The sequence below is a fragment of the Pseudomonas sp. PVC-3-1 genome (assembly GCF_057444315.1).
Genome location: NZ_CM172023.1, coordinates 3,555,341 through 3,573,193 on the forward strand (window position 1 = coordinate 3,555,341; position 17,853 = coordinate 3,573,193).

General features: G+C 66.4%; 14 protein-coding genes. 7 read left to right on the top strand and 7 right to left on the bottom strand.

What is annotated here, in order from left to right:
- Positions 1-100 precede the first annotated feature (100 nt).
- A complete protein-coding gene (locus AC2T4A_RS16690; RefSeq protein WP_478378170.1) occupies positions 101-790 on the bottom strand; it encodes a GNAT family N-acetyltransferase in 690 nt (229 codons plus the stop codon).
- A 221-nt stretch (positions 791-1,011) separates the two neighbouring features.
- On the opposite strand from AC2T4A_RS16690, the gene AC2T4A_RS16695 reads away from it, so the two are divergent.
- The 5 genes from AC2T4A_RS16695 to AC2T4A_RS16715 all read left to right on the top strand — a co-directional run bounded on the left by AC2T4A_RS16695 (position 1,012) and on the right by AC2T4A_RS16715 (position 6,972).
- On the top strand, positions 1,012-2,106 hold the full coding sequence (locus AC2T4A_RS16695) for an NAD(P)-dependent alcohol dehydrogenase (RefSeq protein ID WP_486741239.1): 1,095 nt from the start codon (positions 1,012-1,014) through the stop codon (positions 2,104-2,106).
- 126 nt (positions 2,107-2,232) lie between these two features.
- Entirely contained in the window at positions 2,233-2,742 is a 510-nt protein-coding gene (locus tag AC2T4A_RS16700) for a sigma-70 family RNA polymerase sigma factor (RefSeq protein ID WP_486741240.1), read from the top strand.
- 5 nt (positions 2,743-2,747) lie between these two features.
- Entirely contained in the window at positions 2,748-3,734 is a 987-nt protein-coding gene (locus tag AC2T4A_RS16705; protein ID WP_486741241.1) for a FecR domain-containing protein, read from the top strand.
- Positions 3,735-3,866: 132 nt separating this feature from the next.
- A complete protein-coding gene (locus AC2T4A_RS16710; RefSeq protein ID WP_486741242.1) occupies positions 3,867-6,365 on the top strand; it encodes a TonB-dependent siderophore receptor in 2,499 nt (832 codons plus the stop codon).
- Positions 6,366-6,486: 121 nt separating this feature from the next.
- On the top strand, positions 6,487-6,972 hold the full coding sequence (locus AC2T4A_RS16715; protein ID WP_416749813.1) for a DUF2165 family protein: 486 nt from the start codon (positions 6,487-6,489) through the stop codon (positions 6,970-6,972).
- Here the strand turns inward: AC2T4A_RS16715 and AC2T4A_RS16720 are convergent.
- On the bottom strand, positions 6,969-7,952 hold the full coding sequence (locus tag AC2T4A_RS16720) for a D-2-hydroxyacid dehydrogenase family protein (RefSeq protein WP_486741243.1): 984 nt from the start codon (positions 7,950-7,952) through the stop codon (positions 6,969-6,971). The two genes, AC2T4A_RS16715 and AC2T4A_RS16720, sit on opposite strands and share 4 nt — an antisense overlap.
- A 185-nt stretch (positions 7,953-8,137) precedes the next feature.
- Between AC2T4A_RS16720 and AC2T4A_RS16725 the strand changes: the two genes are divergently transcribed.
- Positions 8,138-9,187, top strand: coding sequence for an NAD(P)-dependent alcohol dehydrogenase (locus AC2T4A_RS16725; RefSeq protein WP_486741244.1), 1,050 nt, complete (start codon positions 8,138-8,140; stop codon positions 9,185-9,187).
- Between the two features lie 55 nt (positions 9,188-9,242).
- Positions 9,243-10,262, top strand: a complete 1,020-nt coding sequence (locus AC2T4A_RS16730) for an XdhC family protein (RefSeq protein ID WP_486741245.1) — start codon at positions 9,243-9,245, stop codon at positions 10,260-10,262.
- 269 nt (positions 10,263-10,531) lie between these two features.
- On the opposite strand, the gene AC2T4A_RS16735 is transcribed toward AC2T4A_RS16730, so the two are convergent.
- From AC2T4A_RS16735 to AC2T4A_RS16755, 5 genes are all read right to left on the bottom strand, one after another.
- Positions 10,532-11,887 carry a DUF1329 domain-containing protein gene (locus AC2T4A_RS16735; protein ID WP_486741246.1) on the bottom strand — a complete coding sequence of 452 codons (1,356 nt, stop codon included), beginning with the start codon at positions 11,885-11,887 and terminating at the stop codon, positions 10,532-10,534.
- 14 nt (positions 11,888-11,901) lie between these two features.
- Positions 11,902-13,752 carry a DUF1302 domain-containing protein gene (locus AC2T4A_RS16740; RefSeq protein WP_486741247.1) on the bottom strand — a complete coding sequence of 617 codons (1,851 nt, stop codon included), beginning with the start codon at positions 13,750-13,752 and terminating at the stop codon, positions 11,902-11,904.
- 114 nt (positions 13,753-13,866) lie between these two features.
- Positions 13,867-14,883 (bottom strand): MBL fold metallo-hydrolase, encoded by a 1,017-nt coding sequence (locus AC2T4A_RS16745; protein ID WP_486741248.1) that lies wholly within the window; start codon positions 14,881-14,883, stop codon positions 13,867-13,869.
- A 56-nt stretch (positions 14,884-14,939) separates the two neighbouring features.
- Positions 14,940-16,841: an acyl-CoA synthetase gene (locus AC2T4A_RS16750; protein ID WP_486741249.1), complete on the bottom strand. Its 1,902-nt coding sequence runs from the start codon at positions 16,839-16,841 to the stop codon at positions 14,940-14,942.
- Positions 16,841-17,794 carry a fumarylacetoacetate hydrolase family protein gene (locus AC2T4A_RS16755; RefSeq protein WP_486741250.1) on the bottom strand — a complete coding sequence of 318 codons (954 nt, stop codon included), beginning with the start codon at positions 17,792-17,794 and terminating at the stop codon, positions 16,841-16,843. Before AC2T4A_RS16755 ends, AC2T4A_RS16750 begins: the two co-directional genes overlap by 1 nt.
- Positions 17,795-17,853: the final 59 nt, after the last annotated feature.

Below are 17,853 nucleotides of genomic sequence, written 5' to 3' on the forward strand. Positions count from 1 at the left end.
GGGAGCCTTTGCTGCAGTGCCGATTTCACCCGCGCTGCCGGGTACGGGCATCTTCTTCCACGCCCTGGGGAGAGCATGCCGTGCCGACACCTGAGGTTGCTCAATGCACGGTGGGGAAACGCTCCTTCACCAGTTCCTGGGCCTGCCAGGTCATCTGGTCGAGCAGGCGGTCGCGTTTCTTCTCGGCGTCGCGCATGGCCTTGCTGCCGTTCTGCTTCACCAGGTAGGTGTGGATCTGCCGCACCTCCTTGGACTGGTAGATCGGCGCGAGGTCCTGCACCGCGACCAGGCCATCGGAACGGTGGTCACGGGTGTTCAGCAGGACGTGCGGCCCTTGCGCCGCCAGTACACGAAAGCCCAGCGCCTCGAAGACCGGCACCTTGCCGGCGGCGCAGGCCAGTTCGGCGTGGGGGCGGTGGTCGATCATCTTCTGCAGCATGGCGCGGGCGATACCGCGACGGCGATGGCTGGCCTGGACGACGAGGTAGGCGAGGGTGCAGGCCTCTTCGTCGTCCTGGCTCGGCAGGTAGAGGGCGAAGCCCAGCACGTGCGACGGGTCTTCATCGTCCAGGGCAAGGATCAGGCGCGCGCCGCTTGGCGAGGCGGCATCCATGGCCTGCAGGTACAGGTGCACCTCGAAGCCGATCACGTACTGGTACAGCTGGAACAGCGGATTGCTCGGTGTCAGCGGAACCGGGCTGATGTCGCTGAAGTGGTCCACCACCATCTGCAGCACCTGGCTCTTCAGGGATTCGGGAGGAGAGGTGTCGAGGCTGACAAGGGTGAACATCTGAATCGGGCTCCGGGGGAATCGGTGTGATCGCCATTGTAACCTCCATGGGCCTCGGGCGATTCCTCCAGGGACACAGGATCCCGCACACAGCCCGACCGGCTACCACCAAGCTACGCTGGACTGGCCGGCCGATGCCCGAGCCCCCCCAGGTTGATGTGCATCAACGGGGTTTCGCGCCGGCCGAGCACACTGGGCCCTCCAAGCAAGGAGAAAGAACGATGGCAATGATGAAAGCGGCGATCTTCGTGGAGCCGGGTCGAATCGAGCTGGCGGACAAACCCATTCCGGAGATCGGCCCCAACGACGCACTGATCCGTATTACCACGACCACCATCTGCGGCACCGACGTTCACATCCTCAAGGGCGAATACCCGGTGGCCAAAGGGCTGACCGTCGGCCACGAGCCTGTTGGCGTGATCGAGAAACTCGGCAGCGCGGTCAAAGGCTACCGCGAAGGCCAGCGAGTGATTGCCGGCGCGATCTGCCCGAACTTCAATTCCTACGCCGCACAGGATGGTGTGCCGTCCCAGGACGGCAGCTACCTGGTCGAGAGTGGCCGCTGCGCCTGCCATGGCTACAAGGCCACCGCCGGCTGGCGCTTCGGCAACCTGATCGACGGCACCCAGGCGGAGTATGTCCTGGTACCGGATGCCGAAGGCAACCTCGCGCCGATTCCGGACAGCCTCACCGACGAACAGGTGCTGATGTGCCCCGACATCATGTCGACCGGCTTCAAGGGTGCCGAGAACGCCAATATCCGCATTGGCGACACCGTGGTTGTCTTCGCCCAGGGTCCGATCGGCCTGTGCGCCACCGCCGGCGCCCGCCTGCTGGGCGCCTCGACCATCATCGCGGTGGATGGCAACCAGCATCGGCTGGACATCTCCCGCAGCATGGGCGCCGACCTCACCCTGGACTTCACCAAGTGTGACGTGGTGGAAGAGGTGATGAAGCTCACCGGCGGGCGCGGCGCCGATTCGTCGATCGAATGCCTGGGGCTGCCGAGCACGTTCGAGCAGGCGATGAAAGTGCTCAAGCCGGGCGGGACGCTGTCGAGCCTGGGGGTTTACTCCAGCGATGTGCACATCCCGCTCTCGGCCTTCGCCGCCGGCCTGGGCGATCATCGCATCAATACCGCTCTGTGCCCCGGCGGCAAGGAACGCATGCGCCGGCTGATGAGCATCATCGAGTCGAACCGAGCCGACTTCGGCTCGCTGGTCACGCACCACTATGCCCTCGACGACATCGTCAGCGCGTACGACCTGTTCGCCCATCAGCGCGACGGCGTGCTGAAGATCGCCATCAAACCCTGACGCGGGGAGGGGAATGGCCGCCTCCCGCAGGCGGTCAAACCCTGCAGCGTTCAGCTCGATTGCGCAGGACAGGGCAAATCCAGTATTGTTGAGAACGATTATCATGTTTAACAAGACCGGACGTTCATGGACAGCGAGCGGGCATTCGAACGGGATGTTGAGCGGCTCTACATTGCCCACCACGGCTGGCTGAAGGGCTGGCTGCGACGCCGCCTGGGCGAGCACGCCGATGCCGAGGACCTGGCGCAGGATACCTTCGTGCGGGTGATGCGCTCGCGCAGCGCCATCGCCGATCTGCGTCAGCCGCTGGCCTATCTCGCCACCATCGCCAACAGCCTGTTGATCAACCGCTGGCGCCGCCAGGCGGTCGAGCGCGCCTACCTGGAAGCACTGGCCGCGCGCCCTGAAGCGGTGGCACCGTCGGAGGAAGAGCGCCTGCTGCTGATCGAGGCGTTGGTGGAGATCGACGAACTCCTGCATGGGCTTGCGCCCCAGGTGCGGGAAATCTTCCTGATGTCCCAGCTCGACGGCCTGACCTACCCGCAGATCGCCCAGCGCCTGGAACTGAGCGTCAATCAGGTGCAGAAGGCGATGAGCAAGGCTTTCACCGCCTGCTATGCCTGCCGGTTCGAGTGAGCGCCATGTCCCGCGAGAGCGACTCCCAACCGATTTCCGCTGTCATCCGCGACCAGGCGATTGCCTGGTTCACCCTGGCCCAGTCGGGCTGCATGAGCGATGCCGAGCAGCGCCAGTTGCGACTCTGGCGCGAGGCCAGCAGCGAGCACGAGCGCGCCTGGCAGCGCTTGAGCAGCATCCCGCTCGGCCTGCAGCGTCACGCCGGCACGCTGGCCGATCCGCTGGCGCGGCAGCTGGCCGGGCGCCGCCACTACAACGAGATGGACCGGCGCAAGGCGCTCAAGGTGCTGGTCGGTTTCGGTCTGCTCGGCGGGGTTGCCTGGCAGGGCCGTGACACACAGTGGGTTCAGGGCGCCATGGCGGACTATCGCACCGGCACTGGTGAGCGAACGCAGCGCACGCTGCCCGATGGCACGCGCCTGTGGCTCAACACGGCTACGGCGGTCGACGTGCATTACACCAACAGCGTTCGCGAACTGCGTCTGCGTTACGGCGAAATCGAGATTCTTACCGCCCACGACAGCGCCGGGCGGCCATTCCGGGTTGTCAGCGGCGATGCAGTGCTGCAACCGCTGGGCACGCGCTTCCGCGTCCGCCGCGATGAAGACGGGCGCGCCACCCTGCTGGCCGTCACGCAGGGGCGTGTCGCTGCCAGTTCGCTGGCGGGCGGCGAGGCGAGGGTGATCGAGGCGGGTTTCCAGGCTCGCATCGACACGGCTGGCGTCAGCGCACCGCAGGCGCTGGAAGCGAATGACGGCGCCTGGGTCGATGGCTACCTGGTGGCCGAGCGCATGCGCCTGGGCGACTTCCTCGCCGAGCTGGATCGCTATCGCCCCGGCTTGCTGCGTTGCGATCCGGCAGTCGCGGGTATTCGCCTGAGCGGCTCCTACCCGCTGGGCGACACCGACCAGGTGTTGGCCATGCTGCAGGACAGCTTGCCAGTGACGGTACAGCGGCGTACCCGCTACTGGGTGACGGTGGGCCCGCGCTGAAGCGCAGCGTGCTGAAAACGGGCCAATGAAAATAATTCTCGAAAAGTCGGCAGGTTTTCGTTTCTCGCTTGGCCTAGGGAGAAATCCCTGCTCGCAACCGCGGGCCAACAACGAGAAACGGACCCTCTGCCCATGACGCTTCACCCCATCACTCGCGCCCTGCGCCAGTCGCTCGGCCTTGCCCTGCTGTCCTGCTCCACGTTCACCCTGCTGCCGGCCATGCCGGTGCAGGCCGAAACCGCGGCTACCCGCACTCAGCAGTACGCCATCCCCGCCGGCCCGCTGGATCAGGTGCTCGGCGAATTCGGCCGACGTGCCGGCATCCCGATCTCGGTGAATGCGGGCCTGACCGAAGGCAAGCGCAGTGGCGGGCTGAACGGCGAGTACGGCATCGAGGATGGCTTCGCGCGCATTCTGTCCGGCACCCGCCTGACGGTGCGCCGCCTGGAGAACGGCGGCTACGGCCTGGTGCCGACACCTTCGGATGCGGTGCTGGAGATGGATTCCACCACCGTTTCCAGCCAACTGCTGGACCCGACCACCGAAGGCACCAATTCCTACAGCGCCCGCGCGGTGACCATCGGCAAGGGCACGCACAGCCTGCGCGAGACGCCGCAGTCGGTGACCGTGCTGACCCGCCGCTACATGGACGACCAGAACATCAACACCATCGACCAGGCGATGGAGAAAACGCCCGGCATCGCTGTGTACGAGTCGCCCATGGGCGGCAAGTATTTCTACTCGCGCGGCTTCATGATGCAGGGCCAGTACCAGTACGACGGCGTGCCGCTGGATGTCGGCGGCGAGTACGTCCAGGCCAACAGCTTCTCCGGCGACATGGCCTTCTACGACCGGGTCGAGGTGCTCAAGGGGGCGGCGGGCATGCTCAAGGGCTCGGGCAGCTCCACCGGTGGCGTCAACTTCGTCCGCAAGCGGGGCCAGAGCGTACCGCAGACCAAGCTGTCGCTTTCGGCGGGTTCCTGGGATAACTACCGCGGGCAGGTGGACGTGGGCGGGCCGCTGAACGACTCCGGCACCCTGCGTGGACGCACCGTGGTGGCGCTGCAGGACCGCCAGTATTTCTATGATGTCGGCAAGCGCAACGACCAGATTCTCTATGGCGCCCTGGACTACGACGTCACCCCGGACACCACCCTGGGGCTGGGCGTGGCCTACGAAAAGCTCGACGCGACCCCCTGCTGGCACGGCCTGCCGCGCTACAGCAACGGCAAGGACCTGAAACTCAGCCGCTCGACCTGCCTGGGCGCTTCCTGGAACAACTGGGAAAGCGAGCGCACCACCTTGTTCGCCGACCTGTCCCACCAGTTGAACGAGGACTGGACCTTCAAGTTCGCCGGCGTCTGGACCCACAACGACCAGAACATGAAATACGCGCTGTCGGAGACCCCCGGCGGCGTCGCGCCAGGTGCGACCTCGGCACCTTCCTCGGTGTATTCCGGGCTGTTCGACTATGACCAGACCGACTACGGCTTCGATGCCTACCTGGACGGCAAATTCGAAGCCTTCGGCCTGCAGCACGAGCTGACCGTCGGCGCCAACGCCAGTCGCGCGAAGACCCATGATCAGTGGGCGCTGATCAACATGAGCAGCCTGCTCGGGGCTTCCCAGGATCCGTTCCATCCCGACTCGCACATTCCCGAGCCGGCGGATGATTTCTACGCGCCCAACTCCTACCGTGGCGGACCGGTGCCTACCGACTCGGATACCCGCCAGTTCGGCACCTACGCCACTCTGCGCCTGAAGCTGGCCGAGCCCTTGACCGCGGTGCTGGGGTCGCGCGTGAGCTGGTACCGCAACAGCCGCGACTCCTACACCCAGGCGTGGGACTACTGGCAGCACGACCGCAGCCAGGAGAACGGCCAGGTCACGCCGTTCGCGGCGCTGATCTATGACCTCAACGATGAGTGGTCGGTCTACACCAGCTACGCGGACATCTTCCAGCCGCAGAGCACCTATACCGACGAATCCGGCAGCCCGCTGCAGCCCAAGACCGGTGCCAGCTACGAGCTGGGCATCAAGGGCGAGTTGCTGGATGGTCGGGTCAATACGGCCTTCAACCTCTTCCGCACGGTGGAAGAGCATCGCGCCGAGGCGAACTACGACACAGTCTGTGCCGGCTCATCCGACGGCTACTGCTACACCGACGTAGGCAAGGTGCGCGCCCAGGGCTTCGAGGCGGAAATCAGTGGCGAGGTCATCGACCGCCTGCAACTGCTGGCCGGCTACACCTACACCCAGACCAAGTACCTCAAGAGCGCCGAAGAGAACCCGCAGGAACCGACGTTCACCACCACCTACTTCCCGCGCCACCTGTTCCGTGCCTGGGCGGATTATCAGCTCGCCGGCGATCTCGACCGCTGGAGCCTGGGCGCGGGCGTGACGGCGCAGAGCGATACCTCCGTGCGCAGCGGCAACGTGACCTCGGTGCAGTCCGACTACGCCATCTACAGTGGCCGCGTTGGTTATCGCCTCGACGACCACTGGACGGTCGCGCTCAACGGCAACAACCTGTTCGACAAGAAGTACTACCAGAGCGTCGGCGCCGTTTCCTGGGGCAACTTCTACGGCGAGCCGCGCAACTTCATGGTCACGTTGCAGGGCTCGTTCTGACGCAGAACTGTGTTGACCTCAACCTAGGTTGAGGTCCTAGAGTCCGGCCGGGTCTGCCTGCCGCTGCTGTTTTCGAGTGGCGGGCAGGCACCTTCGGAACATGACCGCACAAGGACCCGGTATGGACACCCACGCTTCACTGATGATTTTCCAGGCCACCTGCTTCCTCGGATTCAGCCTCTGGCTGAGCATCGCGCTGATCAACAACCTGCACGCATTCCCCAGTTCGGCCGCGGCGGTGGGCGCGACCATGGCGATGGCGCACCTGCGCCAGCCTCCGGCAATCGACTTCCCCTTGCTGGCGCGTGCACTGACTTCACCCGTTCTGCATCGCGTGGCGCTGATCGTCGTCGTGCTGCTGCAGGCACTGGCCGCGCTTGCGGCCTGGACCGGTTGCTACGAGCTGCTGCTGGGTGCCGGCCTCGACGCCGCCAGACCCTGGCTGAACCTCGCCCTGAGCGCGGCACTGGCCTTCCTCTTCGCCATGCTGCTGGGCGGGCTCTGGTTCGCGTACTGGATTCGCCAGGAAGGGCTGCAGCTGACGCACCTGGTGCTGGTCATCTGGGTGCTGCTGAACTTCCTCGTCCTCAACCTGCGCTGGAGTTAGCGGGCACGCTGCACGCTCAGGGCCTGCGGGTTCGCGACGTTCTTCGGGGTGCCCTCGAAGAACGCCACGACGTTGTCGAAGGCGTCGCCGAAATACAGCTCGTAGCCGTTCTTCTCCACGTAGCCCAGGTGCGGCGTGCAGAGTACGCGGGGATGGTTCGCCAGGGGGTTGTCAGCGGCAAGCAGCGGCTCCTGGTCGAAGACGTCGACGGCCGCGTACCCCGGCCGCCCGGCGTCCAGGGCGCGAAACAGGGCGCCGGGGGTGATCAGCTCGGCGCGGCTGATGTTCACCAGCAGGGCGCTGGGCTTCATGCCGGCCAGGTCTTCGAAACGTACCTCGTGGCGGGTGCGGTCGGAGAGACGCAGGTTGAGGCTGAGGATATCCGCCTCGGCGAAGAACGCCTCGCGGGATACGGCTGCCCGGTGACCATCGGCCGTGGCGGCCGCGCGGCTCGTCTCGCTGCCCCAGACCAGTACCGGCATCTCGAATGCCTGGGCGTAGCACGCCAGGCGCTGGCCGATCTTGCCGTAGCCCCAGATGCCCAGCGTCTGCCCGGCCAGTGCATGACCCAGGTTGACCTGCCATTGGCCTGCCTTGTACGCCTCGATGGCCGGCACGAGTTGCCGGCGCGCATTGAGGATCAGCGCCCAGGCCAGCTCGGCGGGCGCTACGGGCGAGCCACGGCCTTCGGTGACGACGATGCCGCGTTCGGTGCAGGCGTCGAGGTCGAGATGCCCCGAGACCTTGCCCGTCTGGCTGATCAGACGCAGCTTCGGCAAGCGGTCGAGCAGTGCGCCCTCGATGCGCGTGCGTTCGCGGGTGAGCACCAGGGCGTCGGCGTCGGCGAACCGCTCGGCGAGTTCGTCCTGCGTGGCGGGCCCCAGGTCGTGGTGCAGGCTGACGTCGTGCCCGGCCAGGCGCTTGAAGCAGTCGAGCGTTTGGATCGCGTGCTGGTAGTCGTCGGGGATGACGATGCGCATGTGGATTCTGCCCCTGCGGTGCGGTGAGCGATCCCCGGACGATATCCGATTTTCGCAGGCAGGTGGGCAGGGCATCGGCGGTGCTGTAGCACTACAGGATCAGGCAAGTATTCCAGCGGATTGCTCTACTGGTCCCGGCGCGCTCGCCGGGAGAATGGCCCCACGAACTGCAGGAGGGTTGTTCAATGCAAGTCAACGCTTACGGTGCCCACGCGGGCCATCAGCCTCTGGAACCGCTGCGCATCACCCGCCGCGAGCCGGGCGCCCACGATGTGCAGATCGAAATCGCGTTCTGCGGCATCTGCCACTCGGACCTGCACCAGGTGCGCTCGGAGTGGGAAGGCACACAGTATCCCTGCGTACCCGGCCACGAAATCGTTGGGCGCGTGGCGGCGGTGGGGGCGCACGTTACGTCCTTCAAGCCGGGCGATCTGGTCGGTGTCGGCTGCATCGTCGACAGCTGCCAGCACTGCGACGACTGCGAAGCCGGGCTGGAGAACTACTGCGATGGCATGATCGGCACCTACAACTTCCCGACCCCGGATGCACCGGGCTGGACGCAGGGCGGCTACTCCCAGGCGATCGTTGTGCATGAGCGCTACGTCCTGCGCATCGATCATCCCGAAGAGCAGCTGGCCGCCGTCGCGCCGCTGCTGTGCGCGGGCATTACCACCTATTCGCCGCTGCGCCTCTGGAAGGCGGGCCCCGGCAAGAAGGTCGGCGTAGTCGGTATCGGTGGCCTCGGGCACATGGGCATCAAGCTCGCCCACGCCATGGGTGCCCATGTGGTGGCCTTCACCACTTCGCAGAGCAAGCGTGAGGCGGCGCTGGAACTGGGGGCGGATGAGGTGGTGGTTTCCCGTGATGCCGACCAGATGGCCGCCCATGCGAAGAGTTTCGACTTCATCCTCAATACCGTGGCGGCGCCCCATGACCTGGACGCCTTCCTGGTGCTGCTCAAGCGCGACGGGGCGTTGACCCTGGTGGGCGCGCCGGCCACCTCGCATCCCTCGCCGAATGTCTTCAACCTGATCATGAAGCGCCGCACGCTGGCGGGCTCGATGATCGGCGGCATCCCGGAAACCCAGGAGATGCTCGACTTCTGCGCCGAGCACGGCATCGTCGCGGACATCGAACTGGTACGCGCCGAGCAGATCAACGATGCCTACGAGCGCATGCTGCGCGGCGAAGTGAAGTACCGCTTCGTGATCGATAACGCCAGCCTGGCGGGTTGAGGCAAGGTGATGTAGGCCGGTCGCATCGACCGGCCAACGAGTAGTCGGAGGCATCATGGAAAGCATCGACCTGCTGGTTCTGCGAACCACCCGCGACTGGCTTGCTGCTGGCGAGCGCGTGTTGCTGGTCACGGTGGCCCGCACCTGGGGTTCTTCGCCGCGCCCGGTGGGGTCGATGATGGCCCTGCGCAACGACGGTCGGGTGGTGGGCAGCGTCTCCGGCGGCTGCATCGAAGACGATCTCATCCATCGGTATACCACCGCCTACGGCGCGGCGGGATTGCCCGATGCCCTCCCCGAAGTGGTGCACTACGGCGTCAGCGCCGACGACGCCCACCGCTTCGGATTGCCCTGCGGTGGCACGCTGGAACTGGTGCTGGAATTCAATCCGGCGCAGGGGGCCCTGGACCAGTTGCTGGGCCTGCTCGACGAAGGACGACTGGTGCGTCGCCAGCTGGACCTGGCGAGCGGCCGGGTCAGCCTGGCCTGCGCGTCCTCGCCGGACCCGTTCGGCTTCGATGGCCAGCGCCTGATCAGCACCCTGGGGCCAGGCTACCGGATGTTGCTGATCGGCGCCGGCGCGCTGGCCGAATACGTCGCCACCATGGCGCAGTTCAATGGCTTCCAGGTCACCGTCTGCGATCCGCGGCCGCAGTATCTGGCGACCTGGAGCGTCGCCGGCGTGACCTGCATCCAGGACATGCCGGACGACGTGGTCAGGGCATTCGGCGCGGACCTGCGCAGCTGCATCATCGCCCTGAGCCACGACCCCAAGCTGGACGATCTGGCTCTGCTGGAGGCGTTGCACGGGCCGGCCTTCTACATCGGCGCCATCGGTTCGCGGCGCAACAGCCGCAGTCGGCGGGACCGGCTGATCGAGCATTTCGGCGAGACGCAAGAGTCCCTTCGGCGCCTGCGTGGGCCCATCGGAATCTACATCGGCAGCAAGACGCCGCCGGAAATCGCCGTCAGCATCATGGCCGAGGTACTGGCTGCGAAGAACGCGGTGGCGCTGCCCGACGAGATGGGTGTCTCGCGCGCCAAGCACATCGAAGACCTGCGGCGTAGCGCGTGAATACCGCTGCGGTTCTGCGCAAGAACCTGCTCTTGCCGGAGAGCCGCAGCACCGCCAACGGCGGCGCCCCGCGCAACCTCATCGCCTCGATGACGGGAAGTGCTGACCGGTGCAGATCGTCGGGCCCCGGTGCGCGGGCCCGACGATGCTGTGCGAGGTGAAGCGGTGAGGGCGTGCCAGCTGACGCAACCACTCGACAGATGCTCCCAAGGCGACTGCCGCGGCGCGGGCCTGGCGCTTCAGGTCCAAAGCCCGGCCTGCTGCAGGCGTCAGCGAATGCCCTGGTTTCTCAGGGCTGTCGGGGTGTAGTCGACGCTGCTGGCCCTGAAGCCGAACTCCACCTGGGATTTCTCCTGGTTGGTCATGCCCGACACCAGGTAGCGGCCATTGATCAGGTCGTAGATGGCTTCGACGCCCAGCCAGGGAATCTGCTTGTCGTACAGCGGCGTCATGAAGCTCTCGCCCACGCGCCAGAGGGTGCCGCGGCCATCGTAGTGGTCGGCGAGCACGGCCTGCCAGGTGTCCTCGTCGAGGAACAGCACGCGGCGAGCGTAGATGTGCCGCTCGCCGGCGCGCAGGGTGCCTTCGACTTCCCACACGCGGTGCTTCTCGTAGCGAATCAGGTCCTGGTTGAGGTGGCCGGGTTTGACCAGGTCCTCGTAGCGGTGGGCAGTGGAGTCGAGGGCGAAGCTGTTGTAGGGCACATAGATTTCCTTCTTGCCCACCAGCTTCCAGTCGTAGCGGTCCGGCGCGCCGTTGAACACGTCCAGGTTGTCCGCCACACGCAGGCCGTCGGAAGCCGGGTAGGGGCCGTCGTAGGCGATCTGCGGTGCACGCCGCACGCGGCGCTGGCCGGCATTGTAGATCCAGGCCATGCGCGGCTCGCGCACCTGGTCGAGGGTCTCGTGGACCAGCACCACGTCACCCGCCAGGCGCGCTGGCGCGGTGACCAGTTGCTTGTAGTAGAAGAGGACGTTGTTGTCCTTGTCCGGGCTGTAGTCGGTGAGCTGGTCGCGGTAGCTGAACTGCTGCTGGAAGTAAGTGGGCGTGTAAGCGCCGTTGGCAGTGGGTGTCGCCTGGACGTGCAGGCGCTGCGCGCTGCCGCCGCGATAGCGGGTGATGTGGTTCCACAGCGCTTCGACGCCGCTCTGCGGGATAGGGAAGGGGATCGCGGTCTGGAAGTCCTTCAGGCCGTTGCCGCCCTCGACCAGGCTGGCATGCCGTGCATTGGCGGCCACCGCCTGCAGCACGGCTGCCGGGTAGGTCGCCGAGCGGTGCGCGGGATACACATTGAGGTGGTAATCGGGGTAGCGCTTGAGCATCGCCTGCTGGCCGGGCGTGAGGTTGGCCGCGTACTGCGCCATGTTCTGCCCGGTGATGGTGAACAGCGGCTTGTCGGCGGCGAAGGGGTCGCTCAGGCGCCCGTCGGCGCCGCGGCTGCCGGCATCGACCGGCAGGCCGCCGTCCCAGGCGGGAATGCTGCCGTCGGCATTGCCGGCACGTTCCGCGCCCAGGGGCGTAAGGGTGTTGCCCAGTTTCGCCGCTTCCGTTTCGGGAACGGCGGCCTGGAGGCTGAAGGGCAGGGCCAGGAACAGCAGGGAAGCGCACGCAAGTTTCTTGTTCATCGGGTTCTCTCCGCTTAGAACGACACGCCAAGGCTCAGGGCAAGGAAGTCCCGGTCGGTATTCACGTTGTACTTACCGCCGAAGAAGTTGGTGTAGGAAAGGCTCATGTTGTAGGTGTTGAGGTAGGTGCCATCGACGCCGACGCTGATGGCCCGCGCGCCCTGGTTGAAACCCGGTTCCGGGGCATAGCCATGGACGTCGTGGGACCAGGCCAGGTTGGGCCGCACCGTGGCGCCGTCGATGAGGTCGGCGTACTCCCAGATGGCTCGCGTCTGGTAGCCCCAGGCGGTGCTGGTGACGAAGCCCGAGTCGTTGCAGTACTGCGGTGTGACGCTGCTGCCGGTGCACAGGCTGTTGTCGGGGTACAGCGCGCCCTGGCCGAACACCGGGCTGCGGCCATAGCGAAGATCGTCGTCGCCACCCAGGCCGCCGACATGGGTCACGCCGATCTCGCCGATCAGGGTCAGGCGGTCGGCGCCCATCACCTGGTCGAAGAAGTGCGTGGCGGTGACCTGTGCCTGGGTCACTTCCTTGCGCCGGTAGCCCTTGAGGATCGCGTCGTTGGCCGGGGCCGGCGCATCGCCGTAGACCGGTGTGAGCGCCGGTATGCCCAGGGTCGAGGTGACCAGGTCGACCGGGTTGATCTGCACCGGCATATTCGGCCGGTAGCTGATCTCGCCGGCCAGGGTGGTACCGGTGGGCAGGCTGGTGCTGAAGCTCAGGCCGTAGAGCTGGATGTCCTCGGGGTAGTCGGCAAAGTACTGGGCGCTGCCCAGGCGGTAGGCCTGGGTCAGCTGCTGCCCTGCGCTGCTGCCGATCACCGCGCCGCAGAGGGCGTCGGGGATGCCAAGGTTGCCGCACAGCTGCGGGGCGAAACCCAGGTCGGCGGCGTGCGGGCCGCTGCGTACGCTGAGGTAGGGCTGGCGGCTGTGGTAGTTGATGAAGTAGCCGGCGAACTCGCTGTCCAGCTCCGGGGCGAACCAGCGCAGCGCCGTGCCCCACTGGCCATCGTCGCGCGCTTCGCGGTCCTTTCCGCGGGGGATGACGATGCCTTCGTCGGTCAGGTTGATTCCGGCCGGCGCCAGGGCCTGCACCGCCAGCGGGTTCTGGTTGATCACCGGGCCAGCCGCCAGGCCGTTGCAGCCGTCTGCCATCACGTCGGTGGTGGAGAAGAAGGTGCCGCAGTTGTCGATCACCGTCTTCTGCCATTCCAGCTGGTAGAAGGCCTCGGCTGACAGGTGCTCGCTGAAGTTCTGCGACACGTAGAACATGTTGACCGGAATCAGCCCTTCCTTGATCTCCGAGCCGGGACGGCGGAACGCCGCGACGTCGATCGGGTTGATGGCGTTGATGCCGCCCTGGATGAAGGTGCTCTCGCCCCAGCTCACCACCTGTTTGCCCAGGCGCACGGTGCCAGGCAGGTCGGCGATGCTGTAGTTGTGGTACAGGAAGGCGTCGAGGAACTCGGCGCCGGAGGCCTTGGCGCCTTCCTCGCGGCCGTGGTCGTCGATGTCCTTGAAGTGCAGGTGTTCGTCCTTGAGCTTGAAGTCATACCAGTACTTGCCGCGGACAAAGGCGCCGGAGTCGCCGTACTTGAGCTCCAGGTCATGGATGCCCTTCAACACCTTGGAGAAGGTGTCGCCCTCGCGGAAGTTGCGCTTGCCGTCGTCGGAGCTGTGGCTGTGCAGCAGGCCGGCGTCGGCGTTGCGCATGGCCCAGCTGGCGCCAACCGACAGGCTGGAGTCGAACTGCCCCTCGATCTCGCCGAGGGAAAAGGTGAAGGCTTGCGCGCCGTCGCCGTAGAGAGCCAGGCCGATGGCGGCGGGAAGCGCGAGCAGGTGCAAGGCGGGTGATCTGCGGTTCATCTGAAACGACCTCTTGTTGTTGTTCTGTCGTCTGCCGGCCCTTTTTCCGGGCGCAGCGGGGCCCCGCCGGCCCGCGGTGTGCAGGCCGGTTGATGAAGGTGGTTGGCGGTGGCGCTATAGGCTCAGGTCGAGGGCGTCCTCCCCGAGCGTGATCTCGCCCGAATACTCATCGGCCATGCCGCTGACGAACATCCGCCGGGCGAGGAGGTTGTCCGGAGCGGGAATCAGGTGGGTGAGAACCAGATGGCGCACGTCGGCGCGCTGGGCCGTGCGTGCCAGCTCCAGGGTGTCGGCGTGGTAGTCGAGCACGCGCACGGCCTGTGCGCCGCGATCCTTCTGCCCGATGCGCTCGAGCGCGGCGGCACCTTCGCGGACGAGATGGGCGTTGATCGCCTCATGCACCACCAGGTCGGCATCGCGCATGGCTTCGAGGTAGCGCTCGCTGACGCGGGTGTCGCCGCTGATGAACAGCTTCCTGCCCTGGTAGCGCAGCACATAGCCGTAGGCCGGCTCCACCGGATGGTGGTCGACGCGGTAGGCGTCGATGGTCACGCCGCCCTGGTCATAGACGCGTACCGATTCCTGTCCCTGGGCGATTTCGACCTGGCGTGGCTCGGCGAACGCCAGCTGCCTGTTGGTAGGCGGCAGGGCATGGGCGCTGCGGTAGCTGGCGTCCTGGCCGTAGGCCATGGCCAGCCCCTCGACCACCCGTTCGACACCGGGCGGGCCATAGACCAGGAAGGGCGTCTGCCGGCCATAGATCCAGCTGTGGTTGATCAGCGCACCCAGGCCATTGAAATGGTCGGAATGCCAGTGGGTGATGAATACCTGGTTCAGCGCCTGGATCGGCACGTGGCTGGTCTCCAGGTTGCGCATGGCGTTCTCGCCGGCATCGAAGAGGAACAGCCGGCCGCCGGCCGCCACCAGGGTGCAGGCTTGACCGCGAGTGGCGTTGACCTGCGGCGTACCAGTGCCGCAGAGGATCACGCGAATGGTGTTCCCGCCCTGGATCAGGGACTGGTCGGTGTGGTCCTCGACCATGGCATTCAGAGCAGCGTGCTGGACGCGTTCGCAGCCCGGCAGGGCGAGGACGAGCAGCAGGGCAAGGGCTCGGGGAAGTCGGAGTTGCATGGCACTTCCTTCGTCTTGTTCTTGTTCTGGGTGCGAGCGTTGCAGGTGACGCGGCCTCAGCCGTGCCAGTCCACCGCGAAGCTGTAGCGGCCCAGCGCGCGGGCCAGTTCATCGCGGCCAGTGCCGGCGCGCACCTGCGCTACCAGCCCGCGACGGGCATCCTGCACCACCTCCACGGCAATGCCGGCCAGGCCCTGGTTATCCGCTTCCTGATGGATCACCCGGGCGATCTCGCGTTGCTGCAGCGCGGGCTTGAAGATCTTGCCCACCGGCGTGACCGGCAGGGCGTCGAGAATCTCGATGCGCTTGGGCACCGCGGCGCGCTCGCTGATCCGCTGGTTGGCGAAGTCGAGCAGGGTGGCGCTGTCGGCACGTTGCCCGGTGGCCAGCTGCACGTAGGCCACGGGAATCTCGCCGGCATGCGGGTCGGGGCTGCCCACCGCCGCCACCAGGGCCACTGCCGGGTGTGCCTGCAGTGCTTCCTCGATCTGTTTCGGGTCGATGTTGTGGCCGCCGCGGATGATCAGCTCCTTCTTGCGTCCGGTGAGCCAGAAGTAGCCCTGGGCGTCCTGTCGCCCGAGGTCGCCGGTGTTCAGCCAGCGCTGCCCGCCGATGTCGATCCACAGGCCCGTGTTGTGGCTGGCCTCGAGGTAGCCGAGGAAGACGTTCGGGCCATGGATGGCGATCACCCCGACTTCGTCGGCCTCGGCGTCGCGCAGGTAGTCGCCGTGGTCGTCGAGGATCACCGAGCGCATGCCCTGGTAGGCCAGGCGCAGTCCGATGGAGCCGATCGGGCGCTCGCCGTCTGGCGGATTGCTCGACGAGACGCAAGCGCCCTCGGTGAGGCCGTAGCCTTCGAGGATGCGCACACCGACTTTGCGTTCGAACTCGCGGAACAGCTCCACCGGCATCGGTGCGGCGCCACACAGCGCGTATTGCAGGCTGGACAGGTCGTGGCCGGCGACAGGTTGTTGCAGCAGCGCCGAATAGACGGTCGGCACGCCGGAAAAGAAGTTGATGCCAAAGTGCTGGACCATCGCCCAGAAGGCCGGTATCACGCCCTCGCCGCGATAACCCTGGGGCGTGCCGATGATTACCCGGTCACCGTGGGTCCAGGGCATCAGCCCGGTCACCAACTGGCCGTTGACGTGGAACAGCGGCAGCCCGCAGAAGATCACCTGGCCGGGCTGGCGTGGCTGCATGTTGGCGGCCATGGCCCAGGCATTGAAGACTTCCGAGCCATGGCTGCGCCGGGCGATCTTCGGCAGGCCGGTGGTGCCGCCGGTGCAAAAATAGGAAGAGGGTTCTTCCGCGCGGATCACGCGACCACTGCTGAGCTGCTTGCCGTTCTCGCGGCGCATCAGGCGGCGCAGGTCGTGGATGTGCAGGCGTGGGTGGCGCGCGCGTTCGCGCCGAGCCATCCAGCGCAGGGCCAGGGACGCCACGCTGCCGACGTAGGGCGCCATGCTCACCCAGAGCACCTCTTGCACGCCCGGCAGGCTGTCGATCTGGCTGGCCAGCTTGGGCCACAGGTCGCTGCCGGGCGTCGGCGCCAGGGTCACCACCAGCCGTGCATTGGCGGCGCGCAGCAGGTCGCCGATCTGCGCGGCTTCCAGCAGCGGGTTGATCGCCAGGACGATGCCCGCGGCCTCGCCACCCCAGATGACGAAGTGGGTTTCCGGCAGGTTTGGCAGGAGGAAGGCGACCACGTCCTTCGGCCCGATGCCGAGCCGGTGGAAGGCATTGGCGGCGCGGGTGATATCGGCGAACAGCTCGGCGTAGGTCCAGTCGTGGGTGCGGCGGAAGTTCTTCGCTTCGAGGAAGAAGCTCAGCGCCGTTGCCTGGCCGTGCTGTACGGCGCAGCGACGCAGGGCTTCGTAGGTGCTGGCGGGCAGTTCGCGGCGGGCCAGCGGGACGCTTTCCAGCGCCTGGATGTCCGCGAGGGTCTTCACGGCCATCAGGCTTGCTCCACCACGCGGTTGCGCTGCACACCCAGGTCGATAACGCCGTCGGCGCTGCGGATGCTCGCCTCGACCAGGTCACCCGCCTTGAGGTACTGGCTGCGCCCCGCCTGCGTCTTGAGGAAGGCCTTCCACTTGATGTGCTCGGGCAGCAACGCGGCGATGCGCTGCTTGGCTGGCGAGGGCACCGACAGTGCACAGCCGGCCGGCGTGCCGGTGGCGATCAGGTCGCCGGCGGCGAAGTCCTGCACCCCGGACAGCTCGCTCAGGGTCTGTGCCGGGCCGTGCACCAGGTTGGCGGTGCTGTCGCTCTGGCGCACTTCGCCGTTGACCGTCAGGCGCAATTGCAGCTCCTTCAGGTAGCGCATGTCGCTCTTCTGCATCAGGCACAGGTACGGGCCGACCGGGCCGAAGGTGCGGAAGCTCTTGCCCTTGTAGAACTGCATCTGCGGAATCTGGATATCCCGCGCCGAATAGTCGTTGACGATCACCACGCCGGCGATGAACTCATGCAGGTTGGCGTCGGTCACGGCGACCTTGCCGGTGATGTCGCGGCGCAGTACCAGGCCCAGTTCGATCTCGTAGTCGAGGAAGCGCACCTGGCGCGGTTTGATCAGGTCGCTGTCGGCGGCGACGATGCAGCTCTGCGCCTTGGTGAAGATCATGTTGAAGTGCTTGGCGTCCGGGTCCATGCCCGACTCGATCATGTGCTGGCGGTAGTTGGCGCCCTGGCAGACGAACTGTTGGTCGCGGGTGATCGGCGAAAGCAGCTTGACCCCTTCCAGCGCCAGTTCGTCGCCACGCAGCTTGGTGAGCTCTTCGACGTCAACCTGGCGGATCAGCTCGCCGGTGCTGGCGTAGCGGCCGGGCAGGGGGCTGATGTGACCCTGGCGCAGCACGCCCCAGCGGGTTTCGTTCTGGTGTTCGAAGCGGACAAGGTGCACGGGCATGGCAACGACTCCTGGTACTGCGATGGACCGCGTCGGGGCGGCGATTGTTGTTGTGTTGT